General features: G+C 62.7%; 27 protein-coding genes. 10 read left to right on the top strand and 17 right to left on the bottom strand.

The genetic code is table 11. From position 1 onward, the window contains the following. Positions 1-4: 4 nt before the first annotated feature. Both OOT43_RS09545 and OOT43_RS09540 read right to left on the bottom strand, forming a co-directional pair. The gene (locus OOT43_RS09545; protein WP_266024678.1) at positions 5-856 is read right to left on the bottom strand and encodes an aldo/keto reductase family protein; all 852 of its coding nucleotides are present in this window, start codon (positions 854-856) and stop codon (positions 5-7) included. A gap of 4 nt (positions 857-860) precedes the next feature. After that, on the bottom strand, positions 861-1,493 hold the full coding sequence (locus OOT43_RS09540; RefSeq protein WP_266024677.1) for a class I SAM-dependent methyltransferase: 633 nt from the start codon (positions 1,491-1,493) through the stop codon (positions 861-863). A gap of 247 nt (positions 1,494-1,740) precedes the next feature. Here OOT43_RS09540 and OOT43_RS09535 point away from each other — a divergent pair, with 247 nt between their 5' ends. The 3 genes from OOT43_RS09535 (at position 1,741) to OOT43_RS09525 (ending at position 2,720) form a co-directional block, all read left to right on the top strand. Further along, positions 1,741-1,986: a FitA-like ribbon-helix-helix domain-containing protein gene (locus OOT43_RS09535; protein ID WP_266024676.1), complete on the top strand. Its 246-nt coding sequence runs from the start codon at positions 1,741-1,743 to the stop codon at positions 1,984-1,986. Then, on the top strand, positions 1,983-2,228 hold the full coding sequence (locus OOT43_RS09530; RefSeq protein ID WP_266024675.1) for a PIN domain-containing protein: 246 nt from the start codon (positions 1,983-1,985) through the stop codon (positions 2,226-2,228). Before OOT43_RS09535 ends, OOT43_RS09530 begins: the two co-directional genes overlap by 4 nt. Before the next feature lie 177 nt (positions 2,229-2,405). Beyond that, positions 2,406-2,720 (top strand): hypothetical protein, encoded by a 315-nt coding sequence (locus tag OOT43_RS09525; RefSeq protein ID WP_266024674.1) that lies wholly within the window; start codon positions 2,406-2,408, stop codon positions 2,718-2,720. Positions 2,721-2,741: 21 nt separating this feature from the next. Here OOT43_RS09525 and OOT43_RS09520 read toward each other — a convergent pair whose 3' ends face one another. Both OOT43_RS09520 and OOT43_RS09515 read right to left on the bottom strand, forming a co-directional pair. Continuing rightward, positions 2,742-3,068: a hypothetical protein gene (locus OOT43_RS09520; RefSeq protein ID WP_266024673.1), complete on the bottom strand. Its 327-nt coding sequence runs from the start codon at positions 3,066-3,068 to the stop codon at positions 2,742-2,744. Positions 3,069-3,087: 19 nt separating this feature from the next. Next, positions 3,088-4,383, bottom strand: coding sequence for an ammonium transporter (locus OOT43_RS09515; protein WP_266024875.1), 1,296 nt, complete (start codon positions 4,381-4,383; stop codon positions 3,088-3,090). A gap of 343 nt (positions 4,384-4,726) precedes the next feature. On the opposite strand from OOT43_RS09515, the gene OOT43_RS09510 reads away from it, so the two are divergent. From OOT43_RS09510 to OOT43_RS09495, 4 genes are all read left to right on the top strand, one after another. Then, the gene (locus OOT43_RS09510; protein WP_266024672.1) at positions 4,727-5,902 is read left to right on the top strand and encodes a porin; all 1,176 of its coding nucleotides are present in this window, start codon (positions 4,727-4,729) and stop codon (positions 5,900-5,902) included. A gap of 159 nt (positions 5,903-6,061) precedes the next feature. Beyond that, positions 6,062-6,823, top strand: coding sequence for a hypothetical protein (locus tag OOT43_RS09505; RefSeq protein WP_266024671.1), 762 nt, complete (start codon positions 6,062-6,064; stop codon positions 6,821-6,823). Further along, positions 6,820-7,728, top strand: coding sequence for an alpha/beta hydrolase (locus OOT43_RS09500; RefSeq protein WP_266024670.1), 909 nt, complete (start codon positions 6,820-6,822; stop codon positions 7,726-7,728). The genes OOT43_RS09505 and OOT43_RS09500 overlap by 4 nt, the downstream gene beginning before the upstream one ends. 364 nt (positions 7,729-8,092) lie before the next feature. Further along, on the top strand, positions 8,093-8,953 hold the full coding sequence (locus OOT43_RS09495; protein WP_266024669.1) for an isocitrate lyase/PEP mutase family protein: 861 nt from the start codon (positions 8,093-8,095) through the stop codon (positions 8,951-8,953). Here the strand turns inward: OOT43_RS09495 and OOT43_RS09490 are convergent. The 4 genes from OOT43_RS09490 to OOT43_RS09475 form a co-directional block, all read right to left on the bottom strand. Further along, positions 8,889-9,461: an SRPBCC family protein gene (locus OOT43_RS09490; RefSeq protein ID WP_266024668.1), complete on the bottom strand. Its 573-nt coding sequence runs from the start codon at positions 9,459-9,461 to the stop codon at positions 8,889-8,891. The genes OOT43_RS09495 and OOT43_RS09490 overlap by 65 nt on opposite strands. 6 nt (positions 9,462-9,467) lie before the next feature. After that, on the bottom strand, positions 9,468-10,370 hold the full coding sequence (locus tag OOT43_RS09485) for a TIGR01777 family oxidoreductase (protein WP_266024667.1): 903 nt from the start codon (positions 10,368-10,370) through the stop codon (positions 9,468-9,470). A 66-nt stretch (positions 10,371-10,436) separates the two neighbouring features. Continuing rightward, positions 10,437-10,781: a 4a-hydroxytetrahydrobiopterin dehydratase gene (locus OOT43_RS09480; RefSeq protein WP_266024666.1), complete on the bottom strand. Its 345-nt coding sequence runs from the start codon at positions 10,779-10,781 to the stop codon at positions 10,437-10,439. 126 nt (positions 10,782-10,907) lie between these two features. Beyond that, positions 10,908-11,588, bottom strand: coding sequence for an NnrU family protein (locus tag OOT43_RS09475; protein ID WP_266024665.1), 681 nt, complete (start codon positions 11,586-11,588; stop codon positions 10,908-10,910). Between the two features lie 465 nt (positions 11,589-12,053). Here OOT43_RS09475 and surE point away from each other — a divergent pair, with 465 nt between their 5' ends. Continuing rightward, the gene (gene surE / locus OOT43_RS09470) at positions 12,054-13,025 is read left to right on the top strand and encodes a 5'/3'-nucleotidase SurE (RefSeq protein ID WP_266024663.1); all 972 of its coding nucleotides are present in this window, start codon (positions 12,054-12,056) and stop codon (positions 13,023-13,025) included. A gap of 114 nt (positions 13,026-13,139) precedes the next feature. On the opposite strand, the gene OOT43_RS09465 is transcribed toward surE, so the two are convergent. From OOT43_RS09465 to OOT43_RS09435, 7 genes are all read right to left on the bottom strand, one after another. Continuing rightward, complete coding sequence (locus OOT43_RS09465) at positions 13,140-13,784, bottom strand: LysE family translocator (RefSeq protein WP_266024662.1); 645 nt, start codon at positions 13,782-13,784, stop codon at positions 13,140-13,142. Positions 13,785-13,928: 144 nt separating this feature from the next. Next, positions 13,929-14,834, bottom strand: coding sequence for an alpha/beta fold hydrolase (locus OOT43_RS09460; RefSeq protein ID WP_266024661.1), 906 nt, complete (start codon positions 14,832-14,834; stop codon positions 13,929-13,931). Between the two features lie 100 nt (positions 14,835-14,934). Then, the gene (locus tag OOT43_RS09455; RefSeq protein WP_266024660.1) at positions 14,935-15,345 is read right to left on the bottom strand and encodes a GFA family protein; all 411 of its coding nucleotides are present in this window, start codon (positions 15,343-15,345) and stop codon (positions 14,935-14,937) included. A 194-nt stretch (positions 15,346-15,539) separates the two neighbouring features. Continuing rightward, positions 15,540-16,814 carry a beta-ketoacyl-ACP synthase II gene (gene fabF, locus OOT43_RS09450; RefSeq protein ID WP_266024659.1) on the bottom strand — a complete coding sequence of 425 codons (1,275 nt, stop codon included), beginning with the start codon at positions 16,812-16,814 and terminating at the stop codon, positions 15,540-15,542. Next, positions 16,811-17,344, bottom strand: a complete 534-nt coding sequence (locus OOT43_RS09445) for a winged helix-turn-helix transcriptional regulator (protein WP_266024658.1) — start codon at positions 17,342-17,344, stop codon at positions 16,811-16,813. The genes fabF and OOT43_RS09445 overlap by 4 nt, the downstream gene beginning before the upstream one ends. A 152-nt stretch (positions 17,345-17,496) precedes the next feature. Continuing rightward, positions 17,497-17,655 (bottom strand): hypothetical protein, encoded by a 159-nt coding sequence (locus OOT43_RS09440; protein WP_266024656.1) that lies wholly within the window; start codon positions 17,653-17,655, stop codon positions 17,497-17,499. 24 nt (positions 17,656-17,679) lie between these two features. Then, a complete protein-coding gene (locus OOT43_RS09435) occupies positions 17,680-18,036 on the bottom strand; it encodes a hypothetical protein (RefSeq protein WP_266024655.1) in 357 nt (118 codons plus the stop codon). Between the two features lie 434 nt (positions 18,037-18,470). Between OOT43_RS09435 and OOT43_RS09430 the strand changes: the two genes are divergently transcribed. Further along, positions 18,471-19,628 carry a GGDEF domain-containing protein gene (locus tag OOT43_RS09430; protein WP_266024654.1) on the top strand — a complete coding sequence of 386 codons (1,158 nt, stop codon included), beginning with the start codon at positions 18,471-18,473 and terminating at the stop codon, positions 19,626-19,628. 379 nt (positions 19,629-20,007) lie between these two features. Here the strand turns inward: OOT43_RS09430 and OOT43_RS09425 are convergent, their stop codons facing one another. After that, entirely contained in the window at positions 20,008-20,958 is a 951-nt protein-coding gene (locus OOT43_RS09425) for a cyclase family protein (protein ID WP_266024653.1), read from the bottom strand. 559 nt (positions 20,959-21,517) lie between these two features. Between OOT43_RS09425 and OOT43_RS09420 the strand changes: the two genes are divergently transcribed. Then, a complete protein-coding gene (locus tag OOT43_RS09420) occupies positions 21,518-22,336 on the top strand; it encodes a shikimate dehydrogenase family protein (RefSeq protein WP_266024652.1) in 819 nt (272 codons plus the stop codon). Here OOT43_RS09420 and OOT43_RS20680 read toward each other — a convergent pair. Next, positions 22,243-22,515, bottom strand: a complete 273-nt coding sequence (locus tag OOT43_RS20680; RefSeq protein WP_449406836.1) for an HVO_A0114 family putative DNA-binding protein — start codon at positions 22,513-22,515, stop codon at positions 22,243-22,245. The genes OOT43_RS09420 and OOT43_RS20680 overlap by 94 nt on opposite strands. Positions 22,516-22,818 lie beyond the last annotated feature (303 nt).

Below are 22,818 nucleotides of genomic sequence, written 5' to 3'. Positions count from 1 at the left end.
GGCGTCAGGTTTTCAGCAGGCCGGAGACCGCGGCGCACTGATCCTGCGTCAGCTCGAATTCGAAGATCGCCAGGTCTTCCCGCATGTGGGCTTCCGATGCCGTTCCGGTCAAAGGGACGACGCCGATCTGGGTGAGATAGCGGAAGAAGACCTGCGCGGGCGTGCGGCCGTGAGTCGCCGCCAGAGCCCCCAGCGTGGCATGGGCCAGGATCGAAGGGTTGGCGGTCAGGGTCCAGAAGCTCTGATAGACGATCCGGTTGTGCCGGCAGAATTCCCGGATCTCGCGGTCGTACCGGGTCTCCGCATAGAAGCGGTTCTGCACCACGGCCGGTTTGACCCGGCTCAGGCGGTACAGGCGTTCCAGCAGTTCGGGCCGGTAGCAGTTGCTGATCCCCAGCTGCCTGGCGCCGCCGCCGTCGAAGACCGTCTCCATCGCCCGCCATGCTTCCAGCGTCTCCCGCTCACCCGACAACGGCGAATGCAGGATCAGGCAGTCCAGATAAGGTGTGCCAAGATTCTTCAGCGAGGTTTCGAAGGACCGGGCGATTTGCTCGGCCAGGGTAGCCTTCGGGTCATAAGGCATCCGCTCCGGGTCCTGGCCGTCGACCGGGGTGAACTTGCTCTGAAGGTAGAGGTCGGCCCGTTTCAGCCCGGCATTCATGCACGCCGCGAGGCCGGTGCCGACACCCGGCTCGTCGTAGTGCTTGGGCTGGCAGGCGGTGTCGATGCCGCGGAATCCGAGCGAGACGGCCTGTTCCACCAGGGCCGCGGTACGGTCCTTTTTCCAGGCCGTGCCGTAGACGATGCCGGGCATACGGACGCCGTAAGCGGACACCAGAAAGCCATCTTTTTGCATCGGATCAACCACCGGTGCGGCGCCACACGCTGGCCAGCCAGGGCTGCTGGTCGCGCGGCAGGCCGGCGGGCCGGTAGTAGTGTTCCAGCTCCAGGAACCCGGCCGATGCCAGGAACCCGCGCCAGGTATCGAGATCGTAATAGGCGCCGTAGCGTCCGCGGTTCCAGCCCTCCTCGTTCCGTCCCCTCGGATTCGAGGCGAACAGCACGCCCTCGGGTTTGAGCGCGGAGTGCAGCTCGCGGAGAACCCTCGGCAGTTCGCGGCTCGGCACATGGAAGAGCGTCGCGTTGGCGAAAACTCCGTCGAAATGCCCGTCCGGCAGGTCGAGTTTGAGGAAATCCTGGTGCCAGACTTCACAGCCGCTGTAATCCTTCGCCATCTCGACGAAACGGAAGGCGCCGTCCAGGCCGATGGCTCGATGGCCCAGCTCGGCAAAGGTCTTCAGGTCCCGTCCCGGTCCGCAGCCGAAGTCCAGCACGGTGAACGGCGGCTCGTTCCGGATATAGGAGAGCAGGGCGGCGATATTCTGGCTGACGTCGTGATCGCGCGTGCCCTCGAAGAACTCCTTGGCGTTGTGCTCGTAATGTCCGAGGGTTTCGGCGGAAATTTGATCCAGGGTCTCCATGATTTCGTTCACCGCTATGCCGGCGCAGTTGGGGGGATGGGATTAATCATACTATGGAGCTGGGTTATACGAGGCAATGCTTTTTGGGCCGCGACGGGCTCGCTGTGGTGAGCGATCCCGGAAACAGGGAACTGACCGGGCGGAGCGCAATATCGGCGCCGGCGAGTTTTCCGCAGGGATAGCATGCGGACGAAGTGGCGCCTTCAGACGCAGAGCCACCATATTGGTGTCATACTGGTGTCTCTCGACGGAGACCGCCATGGCCGCCAGCCTGACCCTCAAGAATATCCCCGATGAAATCTACGATCGCCTCAAAGAGGCGGCCCAGGCGCATCACCGCAGCCTGAACAGCGAGGTGATCGCCTGCCTGGAGCATGCCCTGATGCCGCTCCGTATCAGTCCGGGCGAACACCTCGCCCGTGCCCGGCGAATACGCGAAGGGTTACAGCTTGGTCAATTCAAGGCTGACGAGATTGCTGAGGCCATCGATCAGGGCCGTCCATGATCGTGGTGGACGCCAACATCCTGGCCTACCTGTATCTGCCGACGGCATTTACTCCGCTGGCGGAACGGCTTCTGGAGCACGAGCCGGACTGGCGCGTCCCCCTGCTCTGGCGCAGCGAGCTGCGCAACGTGCTCACCCTCTACCTGCGCAGGCGGCTCGCGGTTCCTCTGGTGACCGCCGACCAGAAGGTGCTCAAGAATTTTCCAAGGGTCGCCACATCCCTTGTCGAGGCCGCGCGCTGAATGGTCTTGCCCGCTACGCATGCGGGTACTTGGATGCTGGCAGTCGATCCTGCAAAAGGCGCGCAAGCCCATACGGAAAACCCCTCGAAAAACGCCGCCCCGAAGCCCCGTAAAATCGGGAGCTCCAGGGGGCGACGAAAGTCATAAGGCAAACACAAGATTTCAGGACGGCAAGGCATGAACCATATCGATACATTGATCCGGCTGATCAACCAAGGCTTTTCGACTCAGGTGATGCTGAAGGACGGCAGCATGATCCTCGGGTTTCGGCCGCACGACATCATCGCCAGGGGCGGCGTGTCGGCGGGGGTCGTCGTGGCGCGCGGCCTGGTCGGCGGAGAGGACCGGGTCGTTCCTCTGTGCGACGTCAGCGGCGTCTTCAGCGAGCGTCCGCGCCAGGCACTCACGGCGGACGCCGGGTTTTTTCAGCGCAATCCTGTGCCGCGGGGATGGACCCGGATACATGCCGCAGCCGTGTCCGGCGGTCACTGACCGGCTTCGCGTCGGCGGGGCTCAGGGCGGGGCGGCGCAAAGCTGCCGGGCGGCGTCGGAGACCGGCTCGATTTTCCCCGCCGCGTCGATCCGCCACCGGTAGCGAGCCTCCATCGCCTTGGATATGCGCAGGCTGCGCTCCAGGTCCCGATGGTCAGCCTCGGCGAATACCCGCCAACCCAGGTCGCGCCGGCTGTGGCTCTGGATTTCCTCCTGGAGGCGCTGCCCCACGCTGGCTCCCGCGCACGCGGCGGCTTCGACCTTGGCGATGTCTGCGGCCTCGTCCGCGACGGCGGCGGGCGATGGAATCAGGCCCAGCCAGAAAAGGGCGATCAGAATCCTGCTCATGGGCGCTCCGATCGGGCTGTCAGAAGTGATAGGCCTTGCTGTTGTGCAGGGCGACGTCCAAGCCCTCGGTTTCCTGGTCCGGGGTGACCCGGAGTCCGACCGTGCGATCCAGAATCTTCAGCAATATCCAGCTGATCAGGCCGCTCCAGGCGGCGACCGAGCCCACCGCCAGAATCTGGGTCAGGGTCTGCTGGCCGATCGTCAGACCCGTGGTGATGCCGGCGCCGCCCAGCGCCTCGGCGGCGAAGGGCGCGGTCAGCACGGTGCCGATCATGCCGCCGACGCCGTGCACCGGAAAGACATCCAGGGTGTCGTCTATCCGCAGCGAGCGCTTGATCCAGTGAATGGCGCCGAAGCAGATCAGGCCCGCCGCCGTGCCCATGGCGATGGCGCCCATCGGTCCGACGAATCCGGCCGCCGGCGAGATCACGCCCAGCCCGGCGATCATGCCGGTCAGGGCGCCGAGCAGGGTCGGCTTGCCGAAACTCCGCCATTCCACCGCCATCCACACCAGTGCGCCAACCGAGGCGCCGATGTGGGTGGTCAGCATGGCCATGCCCGCCGCACCGGTCGCCATCAGGGCGCTGCCGGCGCTGAAGCCATGCCAGCCGACGGCCAGGATTCCGGCGCCGATCGCTGTCAGGGTCAGGTTGTGGGGCGGCAGGAGGGTGCGCGGATAGCCCCGGCGCGGCCCCAGCATCCAGGCGCCGACCAGGGCGGACACGCCGGCGGTGGTGTGCACGACCACGCCGCCGGCGAAATCGATGGCGCCGATCCGCGCCAGCCAGCCCTCGCCCCAGACCCAATGGCAGACCGGCACGTAGACCAGCAGGGTCCATATACCGGTGAACCAGAGCGTGACCGAGAACTTCATGCGTTCCACGATCGCGCCGATCATTAGCGCAGGCGCGAAGATCGCGAAGGTCAGGTGGTACATGCAGTACACCACCTCCGGCAGGTTGCCGTTCAGCGAATCCGCCTTCAGCCCCAGCAGGAACAGGCGCTTGCCGCCGCCGATCCAGGCCTGCAGATCCCCGCCGTCGGTCAGCGCCAAGGTATAGCCGGCGATCACCCAGAGCACCGAGACCAGCGATGTCGCGGTGAAAATCTGCACCATGACGGATAGCACGTTCTTGGTCCGCACCAGCCCGGCATAGAGCAGGGCGAGACCCGGCATCGTCATGAACAGCACCAATCCCGTCGAGGTGAGTATCCAGGCGGTGTCCGCCGCGTTCGGCCCTTCGGGCGCGGCCTGCGCGGGCAAGTTCAGGCTCAACAGGGCAAGGGCCCTCATCGTGGCGACTAGAAACCTCATCATGTTCCTCCCCTCGGGGCCGGACCCGGTGTCCGGCTAACAGTCACGTTATTGATGCATCAGTGCTATAACGGTGCGCATGATGGCACCATCATCGTGCGAATTCTTGCCAACTATGCACCATAACGGCGCGATTCGCATCACCCATGCGCCGGAATCCGGCCGACGCATTGGATTTCAACTGCTTGAATCATGGTACGCGTCATGCTTGGGCGTTTCGGATTATTGAACTGCGAAGCAACCGAACGACCGTTGCGCTTGATGCACCATGGTGAACCTTTTCTCCTTACAAATGCGAGGACCGACCCTCGCCGGAGCTGCCCTATTATGGGTCGGCGGAGGGATGGCGCCGGTATCCGGAGCCGGCCTGGAACAGGCTCGCGGGGTGTTCGAAATGCTGCCGGACGGCATGAATCCGAACGATTCCGATTGGATGCAAGGCCTGCGGCTCACCTTGGGTGGCTGGATCGACGCCGGACTCACCCACAACTTCGATGAACCCGGCTCCGGTTACAACGGTCCGGTGACATTCTCCGACCGGGCGGACGAGTTTCAGCCAAACCAGGTTTACCTTTACCTCGAACGTGCGGTCGATCGCCAGGGAGAAAGCTTCGACCTGGGCGGAAGGCTGGACCTGATGTACGGCACCGATGCCTGGTTCAGCCAGGCCTTCGGCGATCCCCAGGGAAGCTGGGACCGGCAGATCAGCAACAACAACCGCTACAACCTGGCGGTGCCCCAGGCCTACCTGGAAGCGCTAGTGCCCGTGGGGCGCGGCCTCGGCGTCAAGCTGGGCCATTTCTATACCGTGGTCGGCGTGGAATCCGTCATGGCGCCGGAAAACTTCTTCTATTCCCATTCCTACACCATGCAGTACGGGGAGCCGTTCACCCACACCGGCATCCGTTTCAGCTACCAGCCCACCGACAACCTGCTGCTGGATGCGGCCGCGGTGACCGGCAGCCAGTTCGCGGGCTGGGACGGCGTATTCGACCACAGCCTGGAGAACTGGGCCTTCGTCGGCGGCGGTACCTGGACCAGCTATTCCGGCGAGACCTCGCTGTCGATCAACGGCTCGAACGGCACCGTAACCACCGTGCCCCGCGGCGAGCTGAACTTCTACAGCCTGGTCGCGCATCACGACCTTACCCCGCAGCTGCACGCCACCCTTCAGCACGATCACGGCTGGATCAGCGGGGACGGGCAAACCACCCGCTGGTATGGCCTGGTCCAGTACCTTTCCTACGATCTGGCGGAGGAGCTGTCGCTCGGCCTACGCGGCGAATGGTTCCGCGATGACGGCGGCACCCGTGTGCTGTCGCCGGCGCGGGCGCCGACGATGGGACTTGTTCCCGGCAGCTATTACGCCGTGACCGCCGGGGTGAAATGGTCGCCGTTCCCCTGGCTGACCACGCGGCCCAATTTGCGCTACGACTGGTCCGACGGCACCCGCCCCTTCGACGACGGCAACGCGACTTCGCAGATCCTGCTGTCGGCCGATGTCATCGTGTCATTCTGATCCGCTGCTTCACGCCCGGTGAAGGCGGGCGTAATCCATTCAAGCCGGCGGCCTGAACGTATCACGTCCCGTTTCAAGAATGGGCCGGGCGGGTTTATGCTTGGGTCCCGACTCTGTCCTTTCTCGGTCGATGAGTGGTTTCCGCCACAAGGGGGGAATATGGGGAGCGAAGCAGCGGGCGCGATCGAAATGGCGCTCCAGGCGATAGATCGGTACGGTTTCGCGTTGCTGGTGGCCTTGTCGGGTGTCGGTATCGTCACCATGGCGCTGCTCCAGCTCGTCAAGGATCTGCTGCCGAGCCGGCGCGCATTCCAGCGCCGGTGGTTCGAGGGATGGTTCATGGCGAGCGCCGGTCGCGCCATGGTCGGGCCGAGCCGGGCGGAGGATGCCTTGCGCAGCCTCATCGACCTCGCCACGGCGGGGGACGCCAAGGCGCTCTACGATCTGCCCGTGGAGCAGTTTGCCGGTCAGATCAACGCCGCAGTGCAGTCGGTGCTCGACTACCCGGAGCGCTACGGCGACCTGATGCGGATTCTGGCCCAACGGGCCGATCCCGAGGATATCGAGGGCCTGTGCAAGGGCCGCCCCGCCGAACAGGACCAGGAGGGCGAAAAGGAATACCAGGCGGCCATCGACGGCTATCTGCAGAAGCGCAACCGGGTGGCGCAACATATCCAGCGGAGCCTGGACGCCGTCCAGATCGCCATGGGCGGGCGCTGGCGCGCCATCCTGCAATGGCTGTCGGTAATGCTGAGCACGGTCATCATCATTGCCGCGCTGACGGTCTACGGCGGCAGGGAGTTCTGGACCGGCGCGCACTTCGCTTATGCCCTGATCGTAGCGGTGCTCGGCGGTTTCATCGCACCGGTGGCGCGTGACCTGGTCGCGGCGATAGAAAGCCTGCGGAACCGGCCGCGATGATCGCGGCGGACGGCGAGCTTTCGGTCCGCCGGCAGTCCGTCGGCGGGCCGGTCGTCAGGGTCGCCGAACATCCGGCGGGCTGGCTGCGCGGCGCGCATCGCGTGATCCTCCTGGTCCACGGCTACAACAACAGCCAGTGCGAGGCCTGCGCGGCGTTCCGGCAATTTCTGGACCACCTCCCTTACGGGCTCGGGCGGGTCGGGCGTTTCTTCTGGCCGGGCGACGCCGACTTCGGTTTCTTCCAATGGCTCGATTTCTTGAGTTATCCCACGGAGATTCCCGACGCCAAACTCTCGGCTCGGCGCCTTGCCGAATTCCTTTCCGCCAGCGCCCGCACCCATCCGGTGACGGAATTCGTCCTGGTCGGCCACTCCCTCGGTTGCAGGCTGATCCTGGAAATGCTGGATCTGTTCGCCGCTGGCGCCGTCGCTCCGAGGCCCAGCATCGCGCTGATCCAGTTGATGGCGGCGGCGGTTCCCGTCGAACTGGTCCGGAAAGGGCGGCCCCTGCGGCGGGCCGGCAACATCGTCCGCGAGCGTCTGGTCCTGTATTCCCCGCACGATCTGGTGTTGCGGGGAGCCTTCCCGCCCGGCCAGGCCCTGGCCCGCGCCATGGGTCATGAGCCGGAGGTCTACCTCGAGGCGGTCGGCCTCAACGGCAATCCGCCGGACTTCCCGACGCAAAGTCCCTGGCAGGCCTTCGGCAACGGCCACGGGGACTATTGGAAGGACACGGAGATCGCCGACAACTTCGCGCGCAGGCTCGGGGTCGCCGTCCCCCGGCGCCAAAGCGACCGCTATCTACCGGAACGGGTGGCGGTGCTGCCAAGAGTCACGCCGGAAAGAACCCGACCTTCACGCTCGCTCGCGGGAGGGAGTTGGTCGGTGTGCGGCAGCTGCACATGACGGACTGGAGGGGCGTAAACGGAGCCGACCGCAACGGCCATGATCGATCCGGGTAGGTCCAATCTCGCCCCTTCACCGACGTAGGGCATTTACGGGGTGGTGGCCGGAGGGAAACTTTGCCTGTCCTGCTGCAGGCTGCAGACGGTCGGGGCGGATGAATACCCCGTTTCTGTTGCCCTCGTGAGCCGCAAAGGCGAATCTCCGCACAACTATAGTTGACGCGGGTGCTGAGAAGGGATTGCCGCCGTCGCGCCCTTTCCTGGTACCGTTCATGGGGCGTGTCACCGATCATCACGGCTCCGCTCTTGCGCCGCCCGGCTCCCGGCGCTATTTTCAATTTCCCTTATCCCAGGCCCGATGCACGATGACCTCGCCCGCCGCCAAATTACGCCAGATACTCGCCCGTCCCGGGATCCGCATCATGCCCGGCTGCCACGACGCCATGTCCGCCCGCCTGATCGAACAGGCGGGCTTCGAGATGGGCTTCATGAGCGGGTTCGCCGTTTCGGCCGACCGGCTCGCCCTGCCCGATACCGGTCTTCTGTCCTACGGGGAATTGGCGGACCAGGGGCGGGCCATCTGTGCCGCGGTGTCCATCCCGATGTTCGGCGACGGGGACACCGGCTTCGGCAATGCGCTGAACATCAAGCGGACGGTGGAGGGTTATGCCCGGGCCGGCTTCGCCTGCATCATGCTGGAGGACCAAGTCGCGCCGAAGCGTTGCGGCCATACCCAGGGCAAGGCGGTGGTCGGACGCGACGAAGCCCTGATGCGCATCCGGGCCGCCGTGGACGCCCGCAACGCCGGCGCCGACATCCTGATCATGGCGCGCACGGACGCCCGCGGTCCCGCTGGCATCGACGAAGCCATCGCGCGCTGCCAGGCTTTCCGGGAACTGGGCGCGGACATCACGTTTCTCGAAGCGCCGCTCGATGCGGACGAGATGAAAAGGTATTGCGCGGAGGTGGAGGGTCCGAAAATGGCCAACATGATCGAGGCGGGCAAGACGCCTGTGCTGCCGCCGGCAGAACTCGAGGCTATCGGCTACAAGATTGCGGTCTACCCGCTGACGCTCCTGAACGTCTCCATCCGCGCCATGCGCGAGGCGCTCGAATGCATCCGCCGCGGCGAGCCCGCCAACGTGTTGGGCTTTGAAGACCTCAACGCGGCGGTCGGCTTTCCTGAATACTATGCCGAGGAGGCGCGCTACAAGCTCCCGCAGTGACGGCGCCGCCGTGTCTAGCTGGCGGGTCCGGGGAAAGCGTTCCGCCGTCACTAGCGAGCCGTGCGGCCAGACTCGCTTCGCCCTGCCGCATCACCATCCGGTGATTCCAGAGGAAAACGGGGCGGGCGAGGGGGGCTAGCCGTTTCATCCAGGATCGGCAGAGCCTCACATTCCATTCATACTGGACGACGGTGCGATGCTCCTGCCGGTAAATCCGGCAAAGCCCCCGTCCGGCAACATCTCCCCTCACATCCGCTTCCAGCAGTACAGGCGCAGCGATACGGGTCATGCGGAATTCCAGCCGGAGCCTGTAAGGCAGCATCGTTTTCCAGGTATAGGCCCAGAGCGAGTTTTCTCCGTTCGTTCCGCCGGGATCGATCTTTTCGACCGCTTCCACGCAGGGCCACCACTCGGGCCATCGCTCTGCATCCGACAAGACCTGCCAGACTTTTTCCGCCGGCGCATCGAGGCGCCACCGAGTCACCAGATCGAAGTGGTCTGCCGGCATGGGGGCCTAACGCCCGAGGGCGTCGCGCAGCGCGTCTTCGAGGTGCTCGTAGCGGAAACGGAACGGCTCCTGCTGCAGGCGTTTCGGTATCACCCGCTGTCCGCCGAGCAGCAACTCCGCCATTTCGCCCAAGGCCAGCCGCAGCGTGAACGCCGGCACCGGCAATGGCGCCGGCCGGTTGAGGAGGCGCGCCAGACATTCGGTGAACTCGCGATTGGTGACCGGATTGGGTGCGGTCGCGTTGAACGCGCCCTCCAGGTGTGCATTTCCGATCAGGTATTCGGTGACGGCGACGTGATCGTCGATGTGGATCCAGCTCATCCACTGGCGGCCGTCTCCGATGCGGCCGCCGAGCCCCCGCCTGAACAAGGGCAGCATCCGCTGGAGAAAGCCGCCATTCCGGCCGACGACCAGCCCGGTCCGCAGCACGCAAACCCGCACACCATGTCCGGCCGCCTGGGATGCCGCCTCCTCCCAGGCCGCACACAGGCGGTGGCCGAAGTCGTCACCGCCCGCGGATTCCTCATCGAGCAGGGTATCGCCCCGGTTGCCGTAATAACCGACCGCCGAACCGCTGACCAGGATCTGGGGCTTGGTCTCGGCCCGCGCGATGTAATCGACCAGTTCCGAGGTCAGCCCGATCCGGCTTTCCCACAACAGGCGTTTGCGCGCTTCGGTCCAGCGTTTGTCGGCGATGGGTTCGCCGGCCAGGTTGACCACGGCGTCGAAGCCGGCCTGGGGGGAAAGCGAGTCGATGCCGGCAACCGGCATTACCGTCTCGCCGCACAGGCGTCGCACCGTGTCGGGTGCCTGCCGGCTGAGAACGGTCAGTCGGTGCCCTCGCTCCGACAGATGACGGCACAAGCTTCTGCCGATGAAGCCCGTTCCTCCGGTGACAAAGATTTGCATGGCGGACCTCCCATGATTTCGGGTGAGCCGGGTTCGGCCGGAAGTCTGCGGACGGGGCAGGGCCTTCTAGGTTTCCCCCGACAGCTCATCTACCTTGGCGGCCATGATGAAGTCGTTCTCGTGGAGTCCGTTGATCTTGTGGGTCTGGAATTCCACCCTGCAGTAGCCCCACCCGATCCCGATGTCCGGGTGATGGCCCTCCGCTTCGCATAATTCGCCGACCTTCCGGGCGAAGTCCAGCGCTTCCATGAAGTTCTTGAACCGGAACGTCCTTTTCAGCTTGGTTGCGGCATCCTTGAACTCCCACTGGGGGACATGGACGCGGAGCTTTCCGGCTTCTTCCTCGGTCAACGGGGGAATGCCGCCCTGGCAAGGAGTGCATTGTTTCGCTGTAAGAGAACAGGTATCCATGATGACACCTCGTGCTGTTGTATAGGCTCGGGCAGGCCGGCGGGGACCGCCGGAGCACCAAGATTACGTGGACCCGAACCGCACAGGCAAGGGGCAGGCCGGCCCGCCGTGTGTTTGCCCGCCGGCTCAGAATAGCGGCGGAACGCCGAAAATCTTCGCGTGGAAGTGGAGCATGGCGAGATACAAGGCTACCGCGATGCCCAGCCGCTGCCATCCGATCTCGCCGAGCTCGAGTCGATTGCGGCCTTTCTTGATGGCCATGAAAGGGATATTGGAGGCGGCGGCGGCAAAGCGCTCCCAGCGGTCGCCATAGGCCCGCCGGCGCTTGGCATCGATCGATCGCGTGCCGAACAGGCACAGCGCCAGCAGCGAACCGAACAGCAACAGAGCGGCCACGTCGCCGTTGGCGATCACGTGGATCAGCGCCCACAGGGAGAGTCCCCACAGGAACGGATGCCGGGTGATCCGGAGAATGCCCTTGGCGGCGTCGGCATCGTTCAGCACGCTTTCGCCGGACACCGCCGTGGGATTCGCGGTGGTGAGCCCGGCGACCACGAAGACGAAGGAGACCAGCATCAGGACTGCGGCGATCGGCTTGAACTCGGAAAGCTGGCCCCAAGTTTCGATATAGGGGGCCTGCCGGTACGCCTGAACGACCCACGCGAGCGCCAATAACGACAGCACCGAAAATGCGGCGCGGAAGGCTTTTTCCCCCCGATAGGCGACGAGCCGGTCGCGCAGGCCGGTGCCGGAAATGACGAAGTGGATGCCGACGAAGAACAGCATGGCCAGGGCAAGGTTCAGCATGGGATTCTCCTGGAAAGGGGTTCAGTTCCAGCTTCCAAACGCGCAAGCGGATACCCGGACAAGTCTAATGTAACGCTCCCGACAAAGCTTTATTGATCGACATACGGGTGGCGGAGAGTCCCGTATACCGCGCCCGGACAGCTATTTCATCGGTTACTTTTTTTGGCCGGGCAAATAGAACAGAAACATCGCTTACTAAACGTTAAAGAAGAAAAATCATTCGTCACCTCGGCAGGGAGTGCCGAGGTCCAGGTCACATGGACGTATCGGCCTTGCCATCCCTGGCTTCTGGATTCCGGCAATCCGTGCCGGAATGACGAGCGATGCGACATTCATTTCTTTACGCTTAGTAAATGGCTGTCCGTTCTTTTGGCGCCGCCTCTGCTTCACGCCCGTCATTAAATCTTCACAGCGTCTCCTTAAGCTTCCGCCCTCTTTCACGACTCACGGGCAGATTCAGACTTCATGAAAAACCCATTGGCCTTTTTGCTGTTTGCAGGCGCCACAGCCATGCCTTGGTCCGCCAGCGCCATGAACATCCTCTTGTCCAACGACGACGGTCTGAGTGCCAACGCCAAGGCATTGAAATCGGCGTTGGAGGCGGCGGGTCATAACGTGGTGATGAGCGTTCCCTGCCAGAACCAAAGTGGTAAAGGCGCTGCGATAAACTTCCTGACGCCGATTGTCCCGTTGGCCAAGGCTTGTGTAGGTAGTGCAGCGTCCGCGGGCGCGCCCGGCTTAGGGCCCATTTCGGGCTTGAATGACGCCTACTACGTGGATGGAACCCCGATCATGGCGCTGATGTATGGGCTCGATGTCGTGGCGCCCCAACGCTGGAGCGGAGCGCCGGATTTGATCATCTCCGGCCCCAACGAAGGGCAGAATCTCGGGAGCATCGTCATTTCCTCCGGAACCGTCTCGAATGCGCAGTTCGCACTGACTCGGGGAATTCCGGCCATTGCTGTGAGCGCCGATATCAACACCACCAAAAACGATGCTCTCGCCGCCGAAGTGGCGGTTCTGACTGTACAACTGGTCGAGAAACTTGATAGCCGGCGCCCCGGAAAGCCTCCGCTGCCGAAAGGATACGCCTTGAATGTCAACTATCCGAAGTTCGAACTCGGCCAGAGCAGCATGCTGCCGTGGACCGTCACTCGGTTTGGCAACTTCGACAGCATGGACGTTCATTTTGTGGCGGATTTGAGCACCGATCCGATAGCCGCAAGCTACGGCCTTGGCAATGTGCATCTGCCGGGCGTCGCCGTGTCAGTGCATACGGCGGACGAAGCCAATCCCACTACTGATCGCAAGAGCGAGGCATTGAAAAGCCTCCAGGGATACATCACCTTGACACCGATGGAAAATGGTTACCAAGTGTCATCGATGGAAGCCATTCAACTGACCGCTTATCTCAAGAAGGCGCTTAAAGCGAAGTAAAACTCTCCTTACGGAATCCGCTGGTCAGTTCTTATGCGATGCGCGCGGCGGGTACCGCCGTCAGGGACTTGTGGCTGGAGCCATTCAGGCTGCATCGTTGAAACGGGAGGGTGCCTATTCGTCCGAGCGAGCCGCTGCGAGTGCGGCGAAAACACCCAGGCCGACGAAGATTCCACTGCCGAAACGTAGCCCCATGCGGCGGGCGGAGTTACCACGCAGCATAGGCGCGACCATTCCTGCGGCAAGTGCATAGGCGCTGTCCGTGACCGCGGCAATTGCGACGAAGAGGGAGCCCAGCACCATACTCTGAAGCATGGGCGGCGCACTTGGGGCCAGAAATTGTGGAAGAAAGGCCGCGAAGAAAACCGTGGTCTTGGGATTGAGCAGCGCGACGACGAAACCTTCCCGGAAGACACGGCCCAGCGGCGCAACTTCAGGCTTCGAAGCGGGGTTTTCTACCGAAGAGGAACGGAACATCCGGATGCCGAGGTAGATGAGGTAGAGCGCGCCCGCCGACTTGACCACCGAGAAGGCGAAGGAAGACACCGCGAACAGGGCGGCAAGGCCGATGGAAGCGGCGACTGCATTGCCGAGGTTCCCGAACGCGACGCCGGCAACCGAAACCAGCCCACAGCCGCGCCCTTGGACCAGGCTGCGAGTCACGACGTAGAGCACTCCGGGTCCGGGCGTCACCGCGAGCGCCAGACTTGCCAACAGGAAAGCGGAAAACAGAGGCCAGGGCGGAAGCAGGTCAGTCATTGTGGCAACCTCGGTTGGGCCGAATCATCGAAGCCGTCGGCGGGTGCAGCCTTTGCCGTCCAGGCCTGCCGGAGCGTCGGCCTGTACTGCAACTCATGGAAGGCGGGCGAATGATCGCGCGGCCTGCCGAGATTACTGGGCCAGTCATCGGCGGAGAAACTTATTCAAGGCGTCGACGAATAAGTCCGTTTCCTCCTCCGGCACGAAATGCCCGCTGTGTTCGGCGATCATGCCGGTAATGTTCTGGGCTTTCGGCCGCAACGCTTGAAAGAGTTTGTCGGACACGCCGTAACGACCGCCAATCGTCAGTACCGGCATCGACAATTTCCTATTTGCCAGGGAGGCTGCGAATTTGGCATCCTCGCGCAATGCCCGGTAATAATTGAAGCCCGCCGTCATACCGCCGGGAGCGGCATAATGGCTGGCGTATTCGTCGATTGTCTCCTCAGGAATCGCATCTTTGCGATGCAGCCATTGGGTCATTTGCGCGGCGATGTACTCGCGTTCCCTTCCCTGAGTCAAAAACTCCGGAAAATTCGGCGCCATATGAAAACCATAGTGCCACATGCCGCCTTTCGAGGGGTCCATGTTTTCCGTTCCGGGCAGCATGCAATCGACGAGTACCAGCTTCGACACGGACTTCGGGTGCGATAACCCTAAAATGTAAGCGACCTTGCCTCCCATGTCGTGTCCCACGACAACCGCGGATTTTGCTCCCATCTGCTTGATCAGAGCGTCGATATCCTCAGCAACAGTACGCTTGTCGTAGCCGTCCTGCGTCTTTTCTGAAAGACCCAGTCCCCGCAAGTCCAGCGCCACAACAGTATGGGTTTGCGCCAGCCTGGGCATGACGCCAATCCATTCGTACCAGGTTTCAGGCCAGCCGTGGAGCAAGACGACAAGGGGCCCTGCTCCCATTCTTACGTAATGCAGTCGAATGCCGTTCACCTGGACAAATCGGCTTTCCGCGCCTTCGGGCATATCTGCGGCGTGAATCGGGAGAGAAAGGCATGGCAGAACCAATGTAATCAATAATATGAGTCGCTTCATCTGAAATGTCTGGATCCTGCGGATTATTTCCACCGTTGGGCCGCCTCTTGCTGCTGAAGTGTCTATTGCGATTCGTCGCGCCAATGCTCCGGGAACGCAGTTAGTCCGGATATTCAGCATGACGCGGTAGCGTATCCCCATCGCAAGACCAATCGGCTCTTGAGTCCCAGAAGATCCGCGCCTGCGGTTTGATCGGGATTTCGTCGTCCAGTGAGCCGGCTGGTATGACAACGCCATCAATTTCCGGAACGAATCGGGCGACCTGGCTTCCGCAGTGACTACAAAACTGCCGGGTGAACCGCTTGGCTTCGGGAACTTTGAATTGCTTCAGCAAGGCCTTGCCGTCAGTAAACACCAAATCCGCATGCGAAAGGAACAGATTGGTCGCATGCCCGGTTCCTGACGACTTTCGGCATCGGGAACAATGGCAATGATAGAAGCGTTGAGGATCACCGCTGACTTCATATTTCACCGCGCCGCAAAGGCAGCTGCCTTTAAGGATGACCGACATACAACCTCCTGTAACGATAAGAATTGGGACCGCTGAAGTGACGAAAGGGTGTGCTGAGCAAAAGGAAATCATTCGAGGCCGATATATGATCGCGGCCAATCGATCCTTGAAGCCTCCCGATTCGATCCGTCCGGCGGCATGTCAAGGTCTGCGGAGATTTCATTACCGGTTTTTGTTGCCAGGGACCGGACATGTCACACCTGCCAGCGCCGCAGAACGATGCTGGCGTTAACGCCGCCGAAACCGAAGCCGTTGGACATCGTATGCTCGAGGGCCATGGGCCTGGCCGCACCGCTCACGATATCCACGCCTTCGCTGGCAGGGTCGGGACGTTCCAGGTTGAGCGTCGCCGGCACGATTTGGTCGCGCAGCGCCAGTACGGTAAAGATTGCTTCGACGCCGCCCGCTGCGCCCAGCAGATGGCCGGTCGCCGATTTGGTCGAACTGACCGCGACGCCTGGGTTCCGGCCGAACAGCGATTTGATGGCCTCCAACTCGCAGCGGTCCCCCACGGGGGTGGAGGTGGCATGGGCGTTAAGGTGCTGGATGTCCGCCGGAGTGAGGCCGGCCTGCCGCAAGGCGGCCTGCATGGCGCGCCGGGCGCCGGCGCCATCCTCCGGGCCGGAGGTGAGGTGATAGGCGTCCGCGCTGGTGCCGTATCCGACCAATTCGGCGAGGGGCAGGGCGCCCCGTGCCTGGGCATGTTCCAGTGCTTCGATGACCAGCAGCCCCGCGCCTTCTCCCATCACGAAGCCGTCGCGTGCGCCGTCGAAAGGCCGGGAAGCGCGTTCCGGTTCGTCATTGAAGCGCGACGACAAGGCCCGCGCGGCGGCAAACCCGCCCAGGCTCACCCGATCGATGCAGGCCTCCGTACCGCCGCAGACAGCCACATCGGCTTCGCCTTGCCGGATCAGCCGGGCGGCGTCGCCGATGGCCTGGACACCCGCCGCGCAGGCCGTCACCGGAGCGCCGATGGGGCCTTGATAGCCGAAGCGGATGGAGACATGCCCGGCGGCCATGTTGACGAGAAAGGACGGGATGGTGAACGGGGACAGGCGCTGCACGCCGCGGCGGTCCGTCGTGCGTACGGCCTGCGTGATCGCCGGAAAGCCGCCGATGCCGGAGGCGATGACCGTGGCGGTGCGTTCGCGCGAACTCGCGTCCGTCGGCAGCCAGCCCGACTGGGCGATCGCCTCCTCGGCCGCGGCCAGCGCGAACAGGATGAATCGGTCCATCTTGCGCTGGTCCTTGGGCGAGGCCACCGGGTCGGTATCGAAGCCGGCTGCCGGGTCTTCCACCCTGATCGGTACGACACCGCCCACCTTTGCCGGAATATCGGCCACCAGTTCTTCGGGCAGCGCCCGCAATCCGGAACGCCCGGCGATCAGGCGCGACCACACCTGTTCGATACCGCAGCCCAGGGGAGAGACCATCCCCATGCCCGTGACGACGACGCGGCGCATGCTCATGCCGGCTTTTCCGGGTTCCGGTCAGGCAGAGCGGTGTTCGCCAATCGGGCCCGCGAGACGCGGGCGCGAAGACGAACCTTTGCGCTCGCCGCGGGCCCCGCCCGCAGCATCACGTTTTCCGGGGTGATCGGCGCCAGGGTGCGGCCGTCCACCAAAGCCGGTTCAACGAGTTCGCCGGAACGGCGGTCCGCCAGTTGGACCGATATCCCTTCGGGCGTCAGGTGCTTGTTGCCCCAGGCGAGCATCGCCGCCAGCACCGGGAAGAAATCGCGGCCTTTGGTCGTCAGAAGGTATTCGTATCGGGGTGGACGCGGGTTGTACATGCGGCGCTCCAATAAGCCGTTCATGGTCAGGTGCTTCAGCCGTCGTGTCAGGATATTGGGGGCGATCCCGAGGCTGGCCTGGAATTCGTCGAATCGGGTAAGCCCCTGGAAAGCATCGCGCAGGATCAGCATGCTCCACCATTCGCCGACACATTCCAGGGCACGCGCAGCCGGGCATTCCATGTTCTTGAAGCTGGTTCGTTGCATGATGCAAGTTACTATAGTCGCATAGCTAGCAACATGCAAGTAACTCGGCGCACCTGGCGGTGAGGATCGCCATGGGTCGCTCAGTTCAGCCGGAACGGCAGGGAGAACTCCTCACCGAATTCGGACGCATCCCCCGATCGGCGGGGCGGTTCTCACGATCCGATCGCGAGCAGAAACAAGACGATCGCCGCCACCGCGATGGCGATGGGCAGCGGGTTGTTCAAGAGGGCGATCAGATCCTTGCGGTAGATGTCGACCGTCTCTTTGAAAACCTTCTTCGTGTGCTTCTTCAAAGTCGGTTCGTTCGGCATGGAAACCTCCTCAAAGTCTGCCCCTCACTCCGGCTCATCGAGAGCCCATCGTTTCAGTTTATGATCGACGAAGACCAGTTCGTAAGCCTTGGTGTCCGGTACGAGCCACCAGGTGACGGTGAAGGTCGGAATGCCCAGGAGCAGGTTCCAAACGGCTGTATTTCTGCCGTATAGGTCATATAAGCGGACCACGGTGTTCCTGCCTTCCGCCGTATTCCCTTCGTGCAGCGTGACAAAATGGGATTCGAGCACCTGGTCGACCTGTTGTTCCGTCATGCCGGATTGGAGCTTATCGAGATCGCGGGAATTGTGCTTGGCCGGTAGCACGACCCCGCAGCCGGAAAGCGTCAAAACTGTGCAAACCGCGATCAGGGTTTTCATGAACTCTCCATGGGCCGTAGACGAGGACATGCCGAAACCCGGCGCGAGGACCGGCCCGGAACGTGGTTCATCCTACACCGAATGCTCCTCAAGGGCGCGGCAGGATCGCCCGGCAACTGCGAACCGGATACACTTAGGTCGATGCGTCGGGTGTCTCCCAGCGCCGACAACGGTGTTACTTCGCAGTGCGTCATCGAGCCTTTCGGCAACAACCTATCCGCCAATGCTCGCTATCTTGCCAGTCGTGTCGGCAACTGCTTCACACTTCGAAAATTCGAACAGGCCATCTGTGAGGCGGCCTTTTTCGACCGGTAAGGCTTCCAGGAAAGCGGTGAGCCGGTTTCCGCGCATTTCGCCGCGGTCGAATGTGGCCAGCCGGCGGCTCGAGGCTGACGGGGGCGTTTCGTCTGCAAGCGCGCCTTATCCGGACTGATATGGATCCCTACACCCTCTATACCCTCCTGACGCTGGCTTCCGTAGGCAAGGCCGGCATGATCGTCCTGGTCGCTCCCCAATATCCCGGCCGAATCACCCGCGCCATGCATTCGTGGGCGTTGGGAGGGCTGATGATGGGGATGAATTTCGCACTCGTCGTCCTTGCCGCCAGAGATCTGGTTCCGGGACCGGTCGCGCTGGGCGGGGCGGCCACGCTCGGGATCGGGGGAACCATCCTGGTCTTCGTCGCGGTGCAGGAACTGCGGGAGCGCATCTACAGCAGGTTCACACTGCTTGGCGTGTTCTTGTTTACCGCAGTCAGTAACGCCTGCACCCTCTACGCCGGTTATAACAAACTCCGCATCATTACGAACAGCGCGTTGGCCGCTGCGGTGTTCTTTATGATCACGTACGCCCTTCTCCGATCGGCTCCCCCCTCCGGCCGGTCGATTTACCGGGTGACCGGTGTCCTGGCTCTCGCGATCAGCGTGGTCCTGGCGATACGCGCAGTAAATCCGCTCATCCTGGGTTCACCGATAGTCCATCCCATGGACGAAAACTGGGTGCAGCAATTGACGTATTCCGCCATCCTGATAGGAAACCTCTTGGGCTCCCTGTGTTTCGGACTGATCGTCGCCGAGGAGCTCAACGCCGAACTGCATCAACTGGCATCGTTCGACTCGCTCACCCGGATCTACAACCGGCGCGTCTTCGAAAACCTCGCCACCGAGGAATTGCTCCGGGCCCGCACAAAGCGGGAGCCGGTCTCGTTGCTCATGATCGACATCGATCATTTCAAGCAGGTCAACGATCGTTACGGTCATGCCGCGGGCGACGCCGCCCTCGTCAGGGTTGCGGAGACCATGGAAGAAAGCCTGCGGCATCGCGATCTGTTTTGCCGCTACGGCGGCGAGGAGTTCGGCGTTCTGCTGCCGGCAACCGCGCAGGAACTGGCACAGCGCATCGCAGATCGCCTGCGCTTCGCGACGATGCGCGCCGGTTTCCGCTACGGCGAAGAAGACATACCGCTTACAGTGAGCATCGGCGTTGCCTGTATCGATCGGCCACCCTACGATTTGTCCCTGATCAAGCACAACGCCGACCGCGCGCTCTACATCGCCAAGCAGACCGGGCGCAACCGCGTGGCGGTCGTCTGATGGTGGATTCAATCCCGTCCGTCATGCCGCCGCCCATCGAACCTTCAGGCGGCAGACTTCCCCTGGAGCCGTGCAAGAATTTCCGTGATGCGATCATTTTTCATCCGGACGCAGTGCGCCAGGCCCGGCCCAAACGCCGAGCGAGGGCGACGCCTCCAAGCCTGGGCAAATCCGCAAACCCGGCTACACTGAAATTGACTCGCGGTGTCGGCCGACCTTGCGAGCTCACGTTGAGAGCATCATCTCCGTAATTGGACCCGGCGCATCCCCATGGGCCGGGTCCTTTTTTGATCCGCCATTTGGCCCGGGTGGCAATCGGTTGTCATACGTGCCTCGCATCCCGTTGGCTGCCGACGATGGATATTTAGCCCAAGTGGGGTCACCTGCGGATCCGCATTCCCTGTGACGGGTCCCATTGCAAACGTTTTTCGCTTCTCGGGAGCGGCGCTTCCTGGACCTGGTCAACCGTAACGCCATGCCCCCAGTCGGACGGGCAAACGGCCACATAACGTGCATAGCCGCCGAGACCCCCTTGGAACTCCGGGAATCCGATGGTCACCAGACAGCCCTTTTCCGGAACCCGATCCAGATGTGCGACACCCTCGGCCTGCGCATAGCCGTGATGCATCAGCCAACGTTCGCCGGCGAGGTCCGGGGTGGTATCGGTGTCCAAGGGTTCGTGGCCATGAAACAGTATCTTGCGCTGTTCATGCAGCCAGCGCAGCGCATCGAGCGACACGCCCGGGAAATTCTTGTCGGCTGCCAATTTGGGATCGGGCCAGGCTTTCGACCAGTCGCTCCGCACCATGACCACCGATCCCGCCGGAATGCGGCCGTTCCGCCGCTCCCAGTCCAAGAGATCGCCGATTTGCAGGGCATAGGCCGGGTTTCGGGATACCTGGCCGACAATCGACACGACCACCAGCGGACGTACCGCGTAAGTCGGCGGCAATTCGTCGATCGCCGGGAACTCCGGCGCCCAGTGCGCGGGCGGATCCAATTGCGTGCCCAGCTGATCCGTGGCGAGGTCGTAGCGGGTCGCCTCGAACCCGTCGGTACCGTACCGGTACGCGGTGCCGCTCGCCGGATTGACGGCCGGCAGGAACCGTGACGGTCCGAATCCCTCCCAGACGGGGACCGTCGGGGTGAGCACATGCGTCAGGTCAATGTACTTGGCCTTTTTCAGGCCCGTTTCATAGAACGACCAGAGATCGGTTGCGGGTTGCTTCTCCGCTTCCGCGGCGCACGGCGAAATTTTCACCGTTTCGGTCGTCGACGCGCATGCGCTCAGGAAAACCAAGGCACAGGGCAACAGGCGAAAGGCATTCATGCTGAACCGACCGGAATCTTCGTGCACGCTGTTCGGCTGAGGGTTGACCACAGTAACGGTCTGTTCGGGGATTTGCGGAGAGAGTGTGCCCAAGTTTCAATCAGGGGGATAGTGCAGATGAATTCCAGCGCGGTTGCCTAATCTCCTTGCAGGAACTCCAGGAGCGGATGGCAAGCCTTGCCGCGCGCGGAATTTTATCGGCTGCGGTCGCTGGCCGGATCTACGCCGCCGGGCATCGCTCCAAGCGCCGACCTGGACCCCGAGTCGGCGCCGCTCGTCGAGCCGGTCTGGGCTCGGCTATATCGCGCGAATCGACGGCAGCCCCGCCGTTCCGGGCAGGACACGGTGAGTTCGGAGCCCCTTTACGAGGAGTTGAAGCGGTTGTATCGGGAGGTGTCGAACCTGAAGCGGGAGCGCGACATCCTGAAAACGCATCAAAGGGGGGGCAGAGCCACGCCTGCGCGATGCGGTCAGTGATATATAGTGAGATTCCAGTCTACGACAGAGGGCAACGAGCTTGTCTCACACCATTCTACCTCCGCAAAAGCAAATGACGGGGATGCTCGGTCACCCCGTGGCCGAAAACCCGATCGACCGGATGTTCGACGCCGTCTACGCGCACTATGGTCTTCCCTGGCAGTTCTGGAAATGCGATGTCGCCTCGGAAGGCGAACTCGCGGCCGCTGTGGCCGGGGTCAAGGCCCTGGGGTTTGCCGGTGCATGTGTCACCGTCCCCTACAAGGTCGCGTGCCTCCCGTATCTTGATGCCTCGGATGACGATGTGCTGGCAATAGGCGCCGCCAATTACCTGACTGTGGAAGGCGGCCGCTGGGTTGGCCACAATAACGATGGGAAGGGTGTCGTCAAGGCGATCGAGAAGGTGACCCCGGTCAGAGGAAAGCGGGTCGCGATGCTGGGTGCCGGTGGAGCAGGGCGGGCCATGGCCATGGAACTGGCCTGGGCGGGGGCATCGCACCTCACCCTGATCACCCGCCGTGAAGCTCAGGGTGTGGAAGTTGCCCATCTGGTGCAAAAAGCCTCGGGGGTTCCAGCGGAATGGCGACAATGGTCCGATGACGTCGTCATTCCCGACGGCACGCAGATCCTCCTGAACGCGACCCACCTTGGCTGCGCCCCCGACTTGGAGCGAGTGCCGGTGGACTGGGAAAGCATTCCGAGCAGCCTGACGGTGGTGGACGTGATCACCAATCCCCGCATTACACCGTTCTTGGCGATGGCGCGAGACAAGGGATGCCCCATCGTCGAGGGCGTTGAGATGCTGGTTCAATTGGCGATGCAGATCTTCGAACAATGGACCGGCATCGAGCCGGACGAGCCTGTGTTCCAGCGGGCGGTTGCAGAAGCCTTGGGCGAGTGAGCCGAGGCAGGGGGGGCGGAGAGGATTTTTTCACGCTTCATCTCTACGAGGCCGTAATGAGACATCGTCTTCAGCGTTCGACAAAGGTTGCCGGGCTTCCTGCCCGTCGCTGCCGCAAGAGACTTGATCGATTCAGGTTTGGTGTCTCTGATCGCCTTGAGCAAGCGCCCTGTTTTCATCGATCAGGACCTCTGCAAGCGATCTCATCGAAGTGAACCATATCTTGGGATAAGCACATCGCGACAACTGAGGTTGCGATAGACTTTTGATTTTTAGGAGCGAGCTAAGGGAGCATGATGCCAAGGGTGGGACCGATCGCGTTGGAGGAGAGCAAGCGCGCAAGTTCGGAAGCGATTTGTAAGAAGGGATCAGATTGGCGGGAGAGGGAGCGGGTGGAAACGATCTTGCGGTTGGCTGACGGAGAGAGCGTTCGTGCGGTGGCGGAACGGCAAGGGCTGTGCTGCGAAGCGGGGCCCCGAGCA

Source organism: Methylococcus mesophilus, from assembly GCF_026247885.1.
Classification (GTDB): Bacteria; Pseudomonadota; Gammaproteobacteria; order Methylococcales; family Methylococcaceae; genus Methylococcus; species Methylococcus mesophilus.
The sequence above is the reverse complement of the archived record's forward strand: the minus strand, read 5'-3'. Positions and strand labels throughout refer to the sequence as shown.